Below are 13,363 nucleotides of genomic sequence, written 5' to 3'. Positions count from 1 at the left end.
CCCGGCGCGCATCGAGTTGCATCACGTTGTTGGCGATGAAAAGGCTGTAGTAGCGGTAAGCGACCAGGTAGATCGCGACGGCTGCGACGACGATCCAGAGGGCGTTGATCGGTTCGCCGCGGCGCAAGGCCACGACACTCAACGCACAGGCTCCCAGAACAGCCACGGCAAACCAGGCGAGGTGTTTAACCAGACGGGTTGTCATTGCGTGTCTCCTGCCGAGGTCCAGTGGACTGCGGCGATTGTTTTTATAGTGTGCCCCGGCAATTCGGAGCCGGCCCAATATCCCTGCAAGGCGTCAATAAATAAATCCGTAGTACTACGTAGACGCCTGGTGCGTACTCTCCTGTGGGAGCGAGCCTGCTCGCGATGAGGACTATCAGCAACATCATCGTCGACTGATACACCGCATCGCGAGCAGGCTCGCTCCCACAGGGGTTCCCGGTCGCCTACGGATTCGGTATTCGCCCCCCACAGGTTTACCTCTCCTATCCGGCGGTGGGTTTGACATATGATGCCAACCACCAACCTCTCCCCCGCTCGTCCGGACAGGAGTACCCATGCTGCTCAAACACAAAATCGTCGCCCTCGGGATCCTGCCGCTGGTCCTGGCGATCGCGGTGATCTGCGGGCTGGTGGTTTCCCTCAATCGCCAGTTGGGTGATCAACAGGCGCAACTGATCGAAGACAGCATCCTGGCGAGCAAGCGCGCCGAGTTGAAGAACTATGTGGAGATGGCGCAGAGCCTGATCGCGCCGCTCTACAACGACGGCAAGGGCGACGAACGCGCACAGCAACAGGTACTTGAAGAACTGCGCAAGCTCAGTTTCGGCATCAACGGCTATTTCTTCGTCTACGACCGTCAGGGCCGCAGCCTGATGCATGCCCGCCAGTCGGAACTGGTGGGGCAATACCTCTGGGACATGAAGGATCCCCACGGCCTGCCGGTCATCCAGGCGCTGATCAGAAGTGCCGAGTCCGGCGAGGGCTTCCAGCGCTATGCCTGGAACAAGCCCTCCTCCGGCCAGGTAACCGACAAACTGGCCTATGTGGTGATGCTGGACCGTTGGGGCTGGATGCTCGGCACCGGCATCTACCTGGAAGACGTCGAGCGCGCCACCCAGCAGGCGCGCGACGAAGTGGCCCAGGGCATCCACTCCACCATGCTCGCCATTGCCGCCGTCGCCCTGGTGGCGGTGCTGCTGGTGTTCGCCGGTGGCATGACGCTCAACGTGAGCGAACATCGCCTGGCCGACAAGAAGCTGCAACGACTGAACCAGCGCATCGTCAGCCTGCAGGAGGAAGAACGCTCGCGGGTGTCTCGCGAGCTTCACGACGGGATCAGCCAGTTGCTGGTGTCGATCAAATTCCAGTTCGAACTCGCCAGCCATGTGCTCGAAAATGGCCAGGACAACGGCCTGGGTATCCTGAAAAACGCCACGGATCGGCTGGGCGAAGCCATCGGCGAGATCCGCAGCATCTCCCATGATCTGCGCTCTTCCCTGCTCGACACCCTGGGCCTGCCCGCTGCCATCGGCCAGCTCGCCGCCGAATTCGAACAGCGCAGCGGGCTCGAGGTGTCCTACCGAAGCAACGAATTCGATTGTCGGCTGGAAAATGGCGCGCCCGTCTCGCTGTTCCGCATCGCCCAGGAAGCCTTGACCAATATCGAACGTCACGCCGGGGCCAAGCGGGTCGCGATCACCCTGTTCGGTTCGAGCCAGTCCTTGCGCCTGACGGTGGTTGACGACGGCATGGGGTTCAACGTGCCGCAGGTCGAACGTGGCCATGCCGGCATCGGCCTGCGTAATATCCGCGAACGGGTCGAGCATTTCGGCGGACGGTTGGAACTGACCTCGACACCGGGCAGGAGCGAACTGGATGTCCTGCTGCCCATGAACCTGTCGGCCACGCAAAGCTGATGCGCCGCCACTACAACAAGAGCACCTGCCAATGAACCTGCCCTCCGTGATCCGCGTCGCGCTGGTCGATGACCACTCCTTGGTCCGCGATGGCATCAGGGCCTTGCTGTCCGTCATGCCGCACCTGGACGTGGTCGGCGAAGCGGAGAATGGCGAGCAAGCGCTGGAGATGGTCGGCCGCTGCCAACCGGATCTGCTGCTGATGGACATCGGCCTCAAGGACATGAACGGACTCGAACTGACCCGGTTGCTGGGCAAGCAGTACCCGAGTCTCAAGATCCTGATCCTCAGCATGTACGACAATTATGAATACGTGAGCGAGTCCGTACGGTCCGGCGCCAGCGGCTATGTCATCAAGAACGCTCCTTCGCGGGAAATCATCGCCGCCATCGAAGCGATCATCGGCGGCGGCACCTTCTACAGCGCCGAAATTGCCCAACGACTCGCCACTGACCCGAACGCCGATAAAGAGCTGACACCTCGCGAGAGCGAGGTCCTGCGCAAGATGGTCCAGGGGTTGAACAACAAGGAAATGGCCCGCGAACTGGACATCAGCGTGCGCACCGTCGAAACCCACCGCCTGAGCATCCGCCGCAAGCTCAACATCGACAAACCGGCGGCACTGGTGAAATACGCCATCGATCACGGGATCATTTAACGCTGACTGAAACCTGCTACAGCGAGATATCACAGGAAGACAGCCCGCAAACACTTTTACTACACTGCGCTGCCTATCCCCTTCCCTCGCGAGCCGTCCAATACAATGAAAAAAACAACAAACACCCTGACGATCCTCGGCCTGCTGGCACTGAGCGGCAGCGCTTTGGCGCAGACTGCCCCTTCCCATCTGGACGAGGTCCTGCAACGCGGTGAACTGAAGGTCTGCACCACCGGCGACTACAAGCCCTATACCTACAAAGCCGAAAACGGTGAATACGAAGGGATCGACATCGACATGGCCCGTTCGCTGGCTACCAGCCTGGGCGTCAAGGTGCAATGGGTCCAGACCACCTGGAAAACCCTGATGCCGGACATAATTGCCGGCAAATGCGACATCGGCATGGGCGGGATTTCGGTGACCCTGGAACGCCAGAAGAAGGCGTACTTCAGCGACACTCTGGACGTGGACGGCAAGATCCCGCTGGTGCGTTGCGAAGACCAGTCGCGTTACCAGACCATCGAGCAGATCAACCAGCCTTCGGTACGCCTGGTGGAGCCCGCCGGCGGCACCAACGAAGCGTTCGTGCGGGCATTCCTGCCCAAGGGTCAGCTCGCCTTCCACGACAACGTGACGATCTTCCAGGAGCTGCTGGACAAGCGGGCCGACGTGATGATCACCGATGCCTCGGAAGCCCTCTACCAGCAGAAACTCAAACCCGGCCTGTGCGCCGTCAACCCGACCCGCTACCTGCAATACGGCGAGAAGGCCTACCTGCTGCCGCGTGACGACACCACCTGGAAAATGTATGTCGACCAGTGGTTGCACCTGAGCAAGGCCAACGGCAGCTACCAGAAAGTCATCGGCCAATGGCTGGCGGTGCCAGGGGCTCAATAACCGTTTGATGAGAATGCAAATCCCTGTGGGAGCGAGGCTTGCCCGCGATGCAGGCACCTCGGTTTATCTGGATACCGAGGCGATGCCATCGCGGGCAAGCCTTGCTCCCACAGAGCCTTACTCCCACAGGTTTAATCGTCCTTGATGTCGGGCCAAGCTCACTGAGCTGTCCGCACCTTGGCAATCTCGTCGTGCATCATTTTCACCAGGTCGCCATCCAGCGACTTGGCGAACTTGTCGATCACCGGCTGCACCCGCTCGCGAAAGCGATCTTTCTCGGCTGGGGTGATTTCGTTGACGGTCATCGCGCCGGCCAGCGTCGCCTTTGCCTTGTCCATGCTCGCAGCGGTGACCTCCCGCTGGAACGTCTGCGCCTCGGCGGCGGCCTCGCGAATCATCGTTTTTTCGCTGTCGTTGAGGCGACTCCAGGTTTTCTGGCTGATGATCAGCGATTGCGGGTTGAAGATGTGGCCCGTCACCGACAGGTACTTCTGCACTTCGTAGAACTTGTTGCCTTCAATCACGGTGAACGGGTTTTCCTGGCCGTCGATGGTGTGTTGCTCCAGGCCGGTGTAGACCTCGGGGAACGCCATCGGCACAGGGTTGGCCCCCAGCGCGGAGAAGGTTTCCAGGTAGATCGGCGACTGGATGACACGGAGCTTCAGGCCCTGCATGTCCTCCAGACGGGTCACCGGATGTTTGCTGTTGGTCAGGTTACGAAACCCCAGGTCCCAATAGCCCAGGCCTACCAGCCCTTTGCTGTCTAGTTGCGCCGCGAGTTTCTGGCCGACCGGACCATCGATGACCGCATGGGCCTCTTCGGCGTTGTTGAACAGGAATGGAAAATCGAGCATGGCGAAATCCGGTGCCTGGGCCGCCAGGATGCCGGAATTGAGCACGGTGATGTCCAGCGTGCCGCCCTGCAAGGCTGACACCGTCTGCACGTCACCGCCCAGGGTACCGCCGGGGAACAGGCGGACCTTGACCTTGCCGCCGCTCTTTTCGCTGAGCAGATCGGCGAATTTCTGCGCGCCCTGGCCCTGCGGATGCTCCTTGACGTTCTGGAACGCGAATCGCAAGGTACGCTCGCGTATCTCGTCCGCGTGGCCGGCCACACTGCCCAGCAGCAACCCCGTTGCACACGCCCCGGCCAACAGGGTCTTCATCAGTTTTCGCATGTCGCTCTCCAATCGTTATTGTTGTTAAGGTCGAGTTACTTGGCTCGTGCTGGCGTCACCCGGTGAAGAACTTCAACGGCCCCATGACCAGTTGCGGGAACAGCACCAGCAGGAACAGCACCAGAAATTGCGCGAGCATGAACGGCCAGACCCCACGGACGATTTCCTCGAAATCCAGCTTCGACACGCCACACACCACATTGAGCACCGTGCCCACGGGCGGCGTAATCAGGCCGATGGCCGTGTTGATCAGGAACAGCACGCCGAAATACACCGGGTCGATCCCCGCCTGAATGACCGCAGGCATGAGCACCGGCGTGAGAATGAGGATCGTCGGGGTCATGTCCATGACCGTTCCCACCAGAATGATCAACACCATCATCACCAGCAGCAGGAGGGTCTGGTTGTCCATGAACGGCGCCAGCAGGTCCGCCAGTTGGCCCGGCAGATCGGCAATGGTCACCAGCCAGGACGAAACCATGGCTGCCGCCACCAGCAGCATCACCACCGAAGTGGTCCTGGCCGAGGACAGGATGACCTCGTACAGCTGGCTGACTTTCATTTCCCGGTAGAACACCAGGGACACGAACAGCGAATAGACCGCCGCGACGACGGCGGCCTCGGTGGGGGTGAAGATGCCGAACTTGAGGCCCAGGATGATGATCAGGGGCAGGCCCATCGCCCAACTGCCATCGAGCAAGGCACGCGAGACCTCGGCGAGGGAGCGCTTGGGCGGCGTTTCGACGTTCTCGCTGCGCGAGATGTACCACCAGGCCACCGCCAGCGAAGCGCCCAGCAGTAGCCCCGGCACGATACCGGCCAGGAACAGCTTGGAGATCGAAACACCGGACGCCACGCCAAACACAATGAACCCGATGCTCGGCGGAATGACCGGGGCAATGATGCTGCCGGCCGCAATCAGACCGGCCGAGCGCCCCCGGTCATGCCCGGCCTGCACCATCATCGGCACCAGCAACGCCGCCAATGCCGCGGCATCAGCCACGGCGGAGCCGGAAAGCGAGGCCAACAGGCAAGACGCGATGATCGCCACATAACCCAGGCCACCGCGCTTGTGCCCGACCAGCGCCATGGCGATGTTGACGATACGTTTGGACAAGCCGCCGACATTCATCACCTCGCCGGCCAGCATGAAGAACGGCACCGCCATCAGTGGGAAACTGTCCGCGCCGTTGAGCAGGTTCTGGGCAATGATCTGGGCGTCGAACAGGTCCAGGTAAACCATCAACGCCACGCTGACCATCAGCAAGGCAAACGCAATGGGCATGCCCAGCGCCATGCTGCCCATCAGGGACCCGAGAAAAATGGCCAGGGTCATGGGCGGTCCCCCTTGAGGGGGTGATGCGCCACCGTTGCAGCGCCGTCGTTTTCCTTGACCATCACCAGCTCGTCGTCGCCGAGCTTGCCGAACAGGGCCAGGTAGAACTCATGGAGCAGGATCGGCACTGCGCTGATGCCGAACACCAGGCCGGCGGCATAGAACAGCGCCATCGACAGACCGGACGCCGGTGCGGCCACCTGCAGGTTGATCACCGCCTGCTGCCAACTGCCCTGCAAAATCAACCAGCAGATGTACAGCATCAACAAGTGTCCGATGACCAGGCAGGCGCGCCTGCCCGCCGCTGGCAGGCGCCTGACCAGGCTGTCCATGCCCAGATGCGCCCTATCCTTGAGGGCCACCAGGGCGCCGAGAAAAATCATCCAGACGAAGAACCAGCGTGACAGCTCCTCGGAAACGCTGATGCCGGAGTTGAAGGCATAGCGCAACACCACGTTGCCGAACACCAATACGATCATCGCGACCATGCACAGCACAATCAGCAGCTTGAGCAACTTGAAATACAGATCGACGACTTGGGTCATCTTCAAAACCTCTGGGGTGTGTCGAGCGCCGGCATAGCGACGCAACAGGACCGCCGCTACGTGGACCGCTACAGGATCGAACCGGAGAGGGAAAAGGCATCAGAGCTGAAACGGAGGGGCGGAGGGAGGGCGTCGAGTGCCCGCAGCAAGCTGCGCATAAGGTGGTCCTCTATTTTTATTATGGGTCTTGGCCGAGTCGAGCAAGACGACTTGCGTCTAAAATGTACCAACCAGTTAGTTCGGTCAATAACCCAGGCAAGTGCCTCGCATAAAACGTGCGATTATCGGTTAATGAAGTCACTTGAAACGGCCAGGCCTTCCGCCCGGTTTCAGATGGATTTGTATCCTTCTGTATAAGAACCTTCGGTTGATACGAAACCGAGGGTTTCGCCCTCTCCTGTCACACAGCGCCGATACATCCGGGCGTTTAACTGTGATCACCGGGCAGCGACACACCGCTTCGCTGCCACGGCCTCACTCATTAAACGCAAGGAGAATCACCATGTTCAGTTTTTCAAAGATGTCGTCCCTGGCAATTGCCATGACCCTGGTTGGCGGCGTCAGCCTGGCGAACGCGGCCTCGGCCCCGGCAGCAAGCCCATCGACCCACGGCCAGGCCGCACAACAATTGGCCGAAGGCGGTTCCGATCATTTGCTGGAGCGGCGTGTGGCCGAAGGCGGTTCCGACCGACTGCAGCAGAACCGTGTCGCGGAAGGTGGCGCCGACCGCTTGAATGAGCTGCGCGAACGCAGCGCTGCGACCGTCGCCTGATAGGCCGTTGAATGCACGCCGAGTTGCGTGGCGAGGCAGTCAGCGTCGCCACGCAAGCATCGAGACCGCCGGCGAAGCGAAAGCGGACTCAGCTGAGCACCACCACCCCACCCGGTAGTTCGATGCATTTGGCCCCATAGGCATCGCGGATCAACAGCGCCACGCCGGCCAGTTGATCGAGACGGAAGCGAGCCTGGACCTTGCGCCTGCCCAATTGGTGATTGAGCAAAAGCAACATGCCGGGGCGGTAACGGTTGATCTCATCGATGACGCTGGACAGCGTGGCATCGTTGAACACCAACACTTGCTCGCGCCAGGCAATGGCAGCCGACACGTCGGCGTTATGCGGATGGCCCACGCGGACATTGTCGTAAGTCATTTGCATTCCCGGCTCCAGCCGGAAGCTGCGGCCTTGCACCCGCACCTGAACGACACCCTCCAGGCAGGTGGCGCAGACGCTCCGGTCGACGTAACGGAGGTTGAACCGTGCCCGTGCGGCGCTGATCCAGCCAGTACCGGCCTGGATGTTGATCGTCGAGGCGCTGCGGCCCGATACCTCGATCTCCCCACCCAGCAACTCGAGTGCCTGTCCACCTTCGGTCAATGGGCGACGGCTGAGGCGGGTCTGGGTGTTGAGCTCCAGACTGATGCCCTCGCCCAGCTCCACCCGACGCTGTTCGCCAACCTCGGTGATGTAATCGGCCCCCAGTCCGGAAACCCCGCCGGGCACTGTCGCCCGGATCAACAGGAAAGCGGCCGATGCCGCCATCGCCCCGCCCAGAAACGCCCGGCGACCCAAACGACGCGGGACCTGTAATGCCTGGGCAGCCGGTTGCAAGCCGTGCCAAAGCACCTTGGCCTGTTCGAAAGCCCGGGCATGTTCGGCGCTCTGCCCGCACCATTGGCGCAAGGCCCGGGCATCGGCCACGGTGGCGCGCCCCGAGGTCAGCAGGATCAGCCAGTCGCGTGCCTCGCTGGCCAGTCGGGCCTCTGGCGTGGCGTCAGGGGAAGCGATACTGAAGATGTTCAAGCGCACACATACTCACGAATTGTTCCGGTCTCTACTTTCAAGACGGTTTTCCCGCCCCGGGACCGAACCGCTGAATGACTTTTCTTTCCAGGCGTTGGGCGCAATGCCCCAGGGCGGCCTTGATCTCTTTCTCCACCATCCGGGTGGAAATGCCGAAGCGCTGGGAAATCTCCAGGTGCGGCGCTTCCTCCAGACGCGCCGCGATGAAAATCCTGCGGCGGCGCGCCGGCAGCTCGTACAGGGCCTTGAGCAGGATCTGCAACTCCCTTTGACCTCCCACCACCCGGGCCGGGTCCAGCGCCTCGTCCGAGACTTGCAACAGCTCCTCGATCTCGTCACCGGTCAGCAGGCGCGCATCGGATTGCCGACGGTCGGCGGCAATGTTCAGGGCCATGCGGTAGAGATAGGCGTTGGGCTGGGCGATATTCGGCGCCTCGGCCATGCGATCGACCCGCAGGTAGGTCTCGTGCAACACATCGTTGGCCAGTTCCTCGGAGCCCAGGCGTCGGCGCAGGCGAACCTTGAAATCCTCGTAGGAGGAAAGGAACAACCTGACCATCGGGCTGCGGCCGCTGTCTTTCATTGCCCGAACACCCCTTCCCCTGCTGTGCATTCCATGCGTTTTCCTGATGAATCGGGTAACAAGAGCAGGGTCACCGGCTGGCGCAACGACGTTGGCGCCGGACGGTCGATCCTGAGGTTCTGCATACTGTTGACCAAGGCCTTGTCGCGCATCGGATCCCCGGTGGAACTCACCAGCCGGCTGTGTTGAATCACCCCGTCACGGCCGATCCACACCTGCAACAGCGCCCGGAAGCTGCCCGGGCGGGTCAGCGGCGACGCACACAGGTTGCGCTGGATGGCCGTCTGGATGGCCGCCGCATAATTACCGTCACTCAACCCCGACGCAGCACCGCGGGGCAGCGGCACTTCGCGAACCCGCACCGGTTGTAGCGTGAAAGCATCCTCCCGGGCGTAATGCGCCGCGAGCCCGGTACCACGCAGCAGCACATTCAACCCTTCGGAAGGGGTAAACCGCCCCTGGACACCCAGCGTCTGGCGTCGGTTCGATAACGCGTGATCCACCAGCACCGCCATGCCGGTCGCCCGACTGAATCGCTCCAGCGCCGTGGTCAGTTCCTGGGGTGCGATGTCCAGGTCCACCAGGCCAACCGCCTGGACCGGCGTGGCCAGCAGACACAGCAACGCCACCAGCCAACCCAAGGAGGGCCTGGTCAATCCACGCCTGAATCTCCCCCTGACGCTGCCTTGCTGCACGACTGACGTATCCGTTGAAAAACGTCATCCTGAGGGGAGTTTATGAATGTCGTATGACAACTGATACAAATCCTGCGCAGCGCACTAGACTGTTGCCAGACGACGCACCGTCCCTATGACGGGCCAGGAGGCCAGTGATGAATCGGTGGATGAAAATGACGGTTGGGCCGGGACTGTTCATGGCCTTGTCCATGACCCTGCCGTGGGCCCACGGCGAAGAGCCCCCCGCCTGTATCGAGGTCACCGTCGGCGGCTACAAGAGCCCGGATTACAACTGCCTGAGCCGGCAGATGGGCAACGATCCGCAGGCCGCCGAAGCCGCGCAACAAACGCGGGATGCGTTGAACGTGCCCGTCGATAAACGTGCGCCGAACAGCATCGGCCTGGCGACTCCGGCAGCCACGGGGGTGCGCATGGGCAATACCTTCGGCACGTCGGTCAAGCCGCAGAGGCCGCCGAGCGGTCAATGACATTGCGTTATCGTTCATCGCGGGCAAGCCTTGCTCCCACAGCAGTCCACACTGTAGGAGCAAAGCTTGCTCGCGATACAGACACCACTGCCAATCATTCAAGCCCTGCTCCCACAAGCGCTACAAGCCAGCAACGTCAGGCATTGGGGCTCTGGCGGAAGCTCACCGCCAGGCGGTTCCAGCTGTTGATGGTGCTGATCGCGAGCGTCAGGTCCACCAGTTCTTCTTCGCTGAACAGCGCACGAGCCGAGGCGTAGATGTCGTCCGGGACCTGGCTTTCGGCCAACAGTGTCACCGCTTCGGTCCAGGCCAGGGCGGCGCGCTCACGAGGGGTGAAAAATCCGCTGTCACGCCAGACCGCCACGGCGAACAGACGCCGTTCGGTCTCACCCTGGCGTCGGGCATCCACTGAGTGCATGTCGGTGCAAAAGGCGCAGCCATTGAGTTGCGAGGCACGGATCTTGATCAGGTGCAGCAGTGACGGTTCGATGCTCAGGCGACTGGTCAATGCCTCCAGGCCGATCATGGCTTTCATGGCGTTTGGGGAAGCAGTGTAGTAATCCAGACGCTGGCTCATGACGGACTCCGGGGCGGGTGACGGATCCAAAGTAAAACCTGAAGGCGGCCAGCGACAGATCCAATTCGCGGGAATTTTTACGCGCAACTTCAATGCCGTCGCGCAATGCGGTTAATCTTGCGCCTTTGACGCTTGCCGCCAGGCATTTGCCCAGGAGCCCACGGGTATGGAACTTCACGTCGTCATCAACGGCCGCAAGGACCTGGCAGGCCAGTTGTACCAGCAATTGCGCAGTGCCATTGAAAGCGGCCGCCTGGCGGCTGGCGCGCAATTGCCACCCAGTCGCCTGCTCGCCGAGCAACTGGGCATTTCCCGCAAGACGGTCTCCGACACCTACGCTCAATTGACCTACGAGAACTTCCTCACCGGCATCATCGGCAAGGGCACCTACGTCAATGCCCGGCCAGCCAGGATCGTGCGCAAGCAAAGCCACCGCGAGCTGGCCGGAGCCGAGGTCGTCGAGGCCTGGCGCAGCATGCCGGACCTGCTGCGCCACCCGACCGTCGAAAGTGCGTTGCGTTACGACTTCATCGGCGGCGCCATCGGCAAGGGCCAGTTCCCGCTGGACGACTGGCGCCGCTGCACGGCTCATGCCTTGCGCCAGATCGCCAATGCCAAGGGTTTCTATAGCCAGCCCGAAGGCCTGCCGGCGCTGCGCAACGCCGTTGCCCGACACATCGCATTTTCCCGTGGGGTGAATTGCCAGGACGATGACGTGGTGGTGTGCAACGGCGCGCAACAAGCCCTGGATCTGATTTCACGGGTGCTGACCCGTCCCGGTAGCCTGGTGGCCATGGAGGATCCGGGCTATCCGCCGGCGCGCTTGCTGTTCGGCTCCCATGGCGCCACGGTGGTCGGCGTGCCGGTGGATGACAAGGGCATGCGCGTGGACCTGATTCCCGAGGGGACACGGCTGATCTACGTGACCCCGTCCCACCAGTTTCCCTTGGGCATGCCAATGAGCCAGGCCCGGCGCGAGGCGCTTCTGGCCCGGGCCTATGAGCTGGGCGCGATCATCATCGAGGATGACTACGACAGTGAGTTCCGCTACGAGGGCCGGCCCGCCGATTCCTTGCAGAGCATGGACGAACGCGGGATCGTGGCGTACGTCGGCACCTTCTCCAAGACCCTCTTACCCGAATTGCGGCTCGGCTACGCCATCTTGCCTCCGGCGATTCTCGAAGCGGTGATCCTGGCCAAGCGCCTCACCGACCAGCACACTTCCACCCTGCCCCAATGGGCGCTGGCCAAGTTCATCGCCGAAGGCTGTCTGCTCAAGCATATCCGGCGCTGTCACACCCTGTATGCCGGTCGGCGTGAGCGAATCCTCGCGCGCATGGCCGGGGACCTGTCGCCCTGGTTCGAGGCCGTGCCCACCACGGCGGGTTTTCACCTGGCGGTGCTGTGCAAGGTGCCCATCGACCTGGCACTGGTGATCGAACTGGCGAAAAAAGCCGAGATCGGGCTCTACAGCATCGCGGGGTTCTTCCACGAAGCCCCTGTGCGACCGGGCCTGTTCTTTGGCTTTGGCGCAATCGAAACCCTCGACATCGACATCGCCCTGGACCGTCTGCGAGACATCCTGCAGCAGGTGGCCTGAAGAATTGGACTGGGCATTTATCCGCCCATTGGCTGTTTGAGCCACGCCCCTGCGGGCCTATCCTGCTGCGGTGTCGTTGAGTGTTCCATGATCCCCGTTCGACTTGATTCAGGAGCCAGAGCCATGTCCCGTCAAGTGATCAATACCGTGCAGGTGCAGGCTGCCCCCGGCCGCTCGGAGGAGCTGGGCCGGCAGTTGCAGCAGATCGTCGAAACCCTGCGGGCCCAACCGGGCTGCGACGCCTACATGGTCGACCGCTGCCCGGTCGACGGCGACCGCTGGACCGTCAGCGCCCGCTGGCAATCGGAAGCGGCCATGCAAGCCCACTTCAACTGCCCCGAAGTGCAAGGCTTCATCGGCTTGATCGATAACCGCCTGGCCCGCAGCGTGGACTTCAACAGCTTCCCCATCGTGTGAATGCCGTTCCCTGTCACAGAGTCACGGCAACAGCGTATTGGTCTACCCACCTTCCGAAAGATTGGACGTTTGTTTGATGGGGTATGGGGCTTAGGGTGGGTTCATCTGAATTCACCCTAAACCATGAAGGACACACCCCCATGAAAACACTCTGCCTGATCGCCGCCCTCGGCCTGTTCCCCCTCGCCCAGGTCTACGCCCACGAAGCCGCCCCCGAGAACGTCAAGGTGCTCCAGGAAAAGATGCTGAAGAACGTGCCGGGCAAGAAAACCATGATGCTGACCGTCGACTATGCCCCAGGCCAGTCGTCCATCGCCCACAAACACGAAGGCACGGCCATGGCCTACGTACTTGAGGGCGCTATCACCTCCCAGGTCAAAGGCGAACCGGCGATAACCTACAAGGCAGGCGAGTTCTGGTATGAAGCGGCAGGCTCCGAACACCTCGTCTCGAAGAACGCCAGCACGACCGAGCCGGCGAAACTGCTGGTGTTCATGGTGATGGGCGAGAAAGAGGCGGTGTTGATCCCGCTGAAAAACTGACAGGCACAACACAATCCCCTGTGGGAGCGGGCTTGCTCGCGAAGGCGTCGGTACATTCGATATCGATGCAAGCTGATCCACCGCCTTCGCGAGCAAGCCCGCTCCCACAAGGGCCTGTTCGCATTTGAATCTGCGCCAGGT

The 13,363-nt window shown here is 61.7% G+C and carries 16 protein-coding genes; 8 read left to right on the top strand and 8 right to left on the bottom strand.

All coding sequences use genetic code 11. The features are described from left to right. Positions 1-205 (bottom strand): carbon starvation CstA family protein (locus EGM97_RS21265; RefSeq protein ID WP_186651917.1); only part of this gene is annotated, 205 nt, incomplete at its 3' end. A gap of 355 nt (positions 206-560) precedes the next feature. Here EGM97_RS21265 and EGM97_RS21260 point away from each other — a divergent pair. From EGM97_RS21260 to EGM97_RS21250, 3 genes are all read left to right on the top strand, one after another. After that, positions 561-1,922, top strand: coding sequence for a cache domain-containing protein (locus EGM97_RS21260; protein WP_238963119.1), 1,362 nt, complete (start codon positions 561-563; stop codon positions 1,920-1,922). A 31-nt stretch (positions 1,923-1,953) separates the two neighbouring features. After that, a complete protein-coding gene (locus EGM97_RS21255; protein ID WP_238963118.1) occupies positions 1,954-2,580 on the top strand; it encodes a response regulator in 627 nt (208 codons plus the stop codon). 105 nt (positions 2,581-2,685) lie between these two features. Next, positions 2,686-3,477, top strand: coding sequence for a transporter substrate-binding domain-containing protein (locus tag EGM97_RS21250; RefSeq protein WP_238963117.1), 792 nt, complete (start codon positions 2,686-2,688; stop codon positions 3,475-3,477). Positions 3,478-3,635: 158 nt separating this feature from the next. On the opposite strand, the gene EGM97_RS21245 is transcribed toward EGM97_RS21250, so the two are convergent. The 3 genes from EGM97_RS21245 to EGM97_RS21235 are packed head-to-tail and all read right to left on the bottom strand — an operon-like array spanning position 3,636 to position 6,536. Then, the gene (locus EGM97_RS21245) at positions 3,636-4,655 is read right to left on the bottom strand and encodes a TRAP transporter substrate-binding protein (protein WP_238963116.1); all 1,020 of its coding nucleotides are present in this window, start codon (positions 4,653-4,655) and stop codon (positions 3,636-3,638) included. A gap of 55 nt (positions 4,656-4,710) precedes the next feature. Next, the gene (locus tag EGM97_RS21240) at positions 4,711-5,991 is read right to left on the bottom strand and encodes a TRAP transporter large permease subunit (RefSeq protein ID WP_238963115.1); all 1,281 of its coding nucleotides are present in this window, start codon (positions 5,989-5,991) and stop codon (positions 4,711-4,713) included. Further along, on the bottom strand, positions 5,988-6,536 hold the full coding sequence (locus EGM97_RS21235) for a TRAP transporter small permease (RefSeq protein ID WP_238963114.1): 549 nt from the start codon (positions 6,534-6,536) through the stop codon (positions 5,988-5,990). Before EGM97_RS21235 ends, EGM97_RS21240 begins: the two co-directional genes overlap by 4 nt. 502 nt (positions 6,537-7,038) lie before the next feature. Between EGM97_RS21235 and EGM97_RS21230 the strand changes: the two genes are divergently transcribed. Beyond that, positions 7,039-7,308, top strand: coding sequence for a phage infection protein (locus EGM97_RS21230; RefSeq protein WP_238963113.1), 270 nt, complete (start codon positions 7,039-7,041; stop codon positions 7,306-7,308). 88 nt (positions 7,309-7,396) lie between these two features. Here EGM97_RS21230 and EGM97_RS21225 read toward each other — a convergent pair whose 3' ends face one another. Genes EGM97_RS21225 through EGM97_RS21215 form a run of 3 tightly spaced genes read right to left on the bottom strand, consistent with a single transcriptional unit; the run spans position 7,397 to position 9,550 of the window. Beyond that, positions 7,397-8,338, bottom strand: a complete 942-nt coding sequence (locus tag EGM97_RS21225; RefSeq protein WP_238963122.1) for a FecR family protein — start codon at positions 8,336-8,338, stop codon at positions 7,397-7,399. 37 nt (positions 8,339-8,375) lie between these two features. Continuing rightward, on the bottom strand, positions 8,376-8,921 hold the full coding sequence (locus tag EGM97_RS21220; protein ID WP_238963112.1) for a sigma-70 family RNA polymerase sigma factor: 546 nt from the start codon (positions 8,919-8,921) through the stop codon (positions 8,376-8,378). After that, positions 8,918-9,550: a secretin and TonB N-terminal domain-containing protein gene (locus tag EGM97_RS21215; RefSeq protein ID WP_238963121.1), complete on the bottom strand. Its 633-nt coding sequence runs from the start codon at positions 9,548-9,550 to the stop codon at positions 8,918-8,920. The genes EGM97_RS21220 and EGM97_RS21215 overlap by 4 nt, the downstream gene beginning before the upstream one ends. Before the next feature lie 203 nt (positions 9,551-9,753). Here EGM97_RS21215 and EGM97_RS21210 point away from each other — a divergent pair, with 203 nt between their 5' ends. Further along, the gene (locus EGM97_RS21210; protein ID WP_238963111.1) at positions 9,754-10,086 is read left to right on the top strand and encodes a hypothetical protein; all 333 of its coding nucleotides are present in this window, start codon (positions 9,754-9,756) and stop codon (positions 10,084-10,086) included. A gap of 136 nt (positions 10,087-10,222) precedes the next feature. Here EGM97_RS21210 and EGM97_RS21205 read toward each other — a convergent pair whose 3' ends face one another. Continuing rightward, entirely contained in the window at positions 10,223-10,663 is a 441-nt protein-coding gene (locus tag EGM97_RS21205; RefSeq protein ID WP_238963110.1) for a carboxymuconolactone decarboxylase family protein, read from the bottom strand. Between the two features lie 166 nt (positions 10,664-10,829). Between EGM97_RS21205 and pdxR the strand changes: the two genes are divergently transcribed. The 3 genes from pdxR (at position 10,830) to EGM97_RS21190 (ending at position 13,222) form a co-directional block, all read left to right on the top strand. Next, positions 10,830-12,263: a MocR-like pyridoxine biosynthesis transcription factor PdxR gene (pdxR, locus tag EGM97_RS21200; RefSeq protein WP_238963109.1), complete on the top strand. Its 1,434-nt coding sequence runs from the start codon at positions 10,830-10,832 to the stop codon at positions 12,261-12,263. 123 nt (positions 12,264-12,386) lie between these two features. Continuing rightward, positions 12,387-12,680, top strand: coding sequence for a putative quinol monooxygenase (locus EGM97_RS21195; protein WP_053153725.1), 294 nt, complete (start codon positions 12,387-12,389; stop codon positions 12,678-12,680). A 140-nt stretch (positions 12,681-12,820) separates the two neighbouring features. Then, a complete protein-coding gene (locus EGM97_RS21190) occupies positions 12,821-13,222 on the top strand; it encodes a cupin domain-containing protein (protein WP_238963108.1) in 402 nt (133 codons plus the stop codon). Positions 13,223-13,363: the final 141 nt, after the last annotated feature.

The organism is Pseudomonas sp. AF32 (genome assembly GCF_022342325.2).
Taxonomy (GTDB): Bacteria; Pseudomonadota; Gammaproteobacteria; order Pseudomonadales; family Pseudomonadaceae; genus Aquipseudomonas; species Aquipseudomonas uvaldensis.
This window is presented reverse-complemented; position numbering and strand designations above follow the sequence as displayed.

Excerpts from the sequence above, each read along its gene's own strand:
- EGM97_RS21260 (WP_238963119.1), top strand. The coding sequence starts at position 561 with ATGCTGCTCAAACACAAAATCGTCGCCCTCGGGATCCTGCCGCTGGTC.
- EGM97_RS21255 (WP_238963118.1), top strand. The coding sequence starts at position 1,954 with ATGAACCTGCCCTCCGTGATCCGCGTCGCGCTGGTCGATGACCACTCC.
- EGM97_RS21250 (WP_238963117.1), top strand. The coding sequence starts at position 2,686 with ATGAAAAAAACAACAAACACCCTGACGATCCTCGGCCTGCTGGCACTG.
- EGM97_RS21245 (WP_238963116.1), bottom strand. The coding sequence starts at position 4,655 with ATGCGAAAACTGATGAAGACCCTGTTGGCCGGGGCGTGTGCAACGGGG.
- EGM97_RS21240 (WP_238963115.1), bottom strand. The coding sequence starts at position 5,991 with ATGACCCTGGCCATTTTTCTCGGGTCCCTGATGGGCAGCATGGCGCTG.
- EGM97_RS21235 (WP_238963114.1), bottom strand. The coding sequence starts at position 6,536 with ATGACCCAAGTCGTCGATCTGTATTTCAAGTTGCTCAAGCTGCTGATT.
- EGM97_RS21230 (WP_238963113.1), top strand. The coding sequence starts at position 7,039 with ATGTTCAGTTTTTCAAAGATGTCGTCCCTGGCAATTGCCATGACCCTG.
- EGM97_RS21220 (WP_238963112.1), bottom strand. The coding sequence starts at position 8,921 with ATGAAAGACAGCGGCCGCAGCCCGATGGTCAGGTTGTTCCTTTCCTCC.
- EGM97_RS21210 (WP_238963111.1), top strand. The coding sequence starts at position 9,754 with ATGAATCGGTGGATGAAAATGACGGTTGGGCCGGGACTGTTCATGGCC.
- EGM97_RS21205 (WP_238963110.1), bottom strand. The coding sequence starts at position 10,663 with ATGAGCCAGCGTCTGGATTACTACACTGCTTCCCCAAACGCCATGAAA.
- pdxR (WP_238963109.1), top strand. The coding sequence starts at position 10,830 with ATGGAACTTCACGTCGTCATCAACGGCCGCAAGGACCTGGCAGGCCAG.
- EGM97_RS21195 (WP_053153725.1), top strand. The coding sequence starts at position 12,387 with ATGTCCCGTCAAGTGATCAATACCGTGCAGGTGCAGGCTGCCCCCGGC.
- EGM97_RS21190 (WP_238963108.1), top strand. The coding sequence starts at position 12,821 with ATGAAAACACTCTGCCTGATCGCCGCCCTCGGCCTGTTCCCCCTCGCC.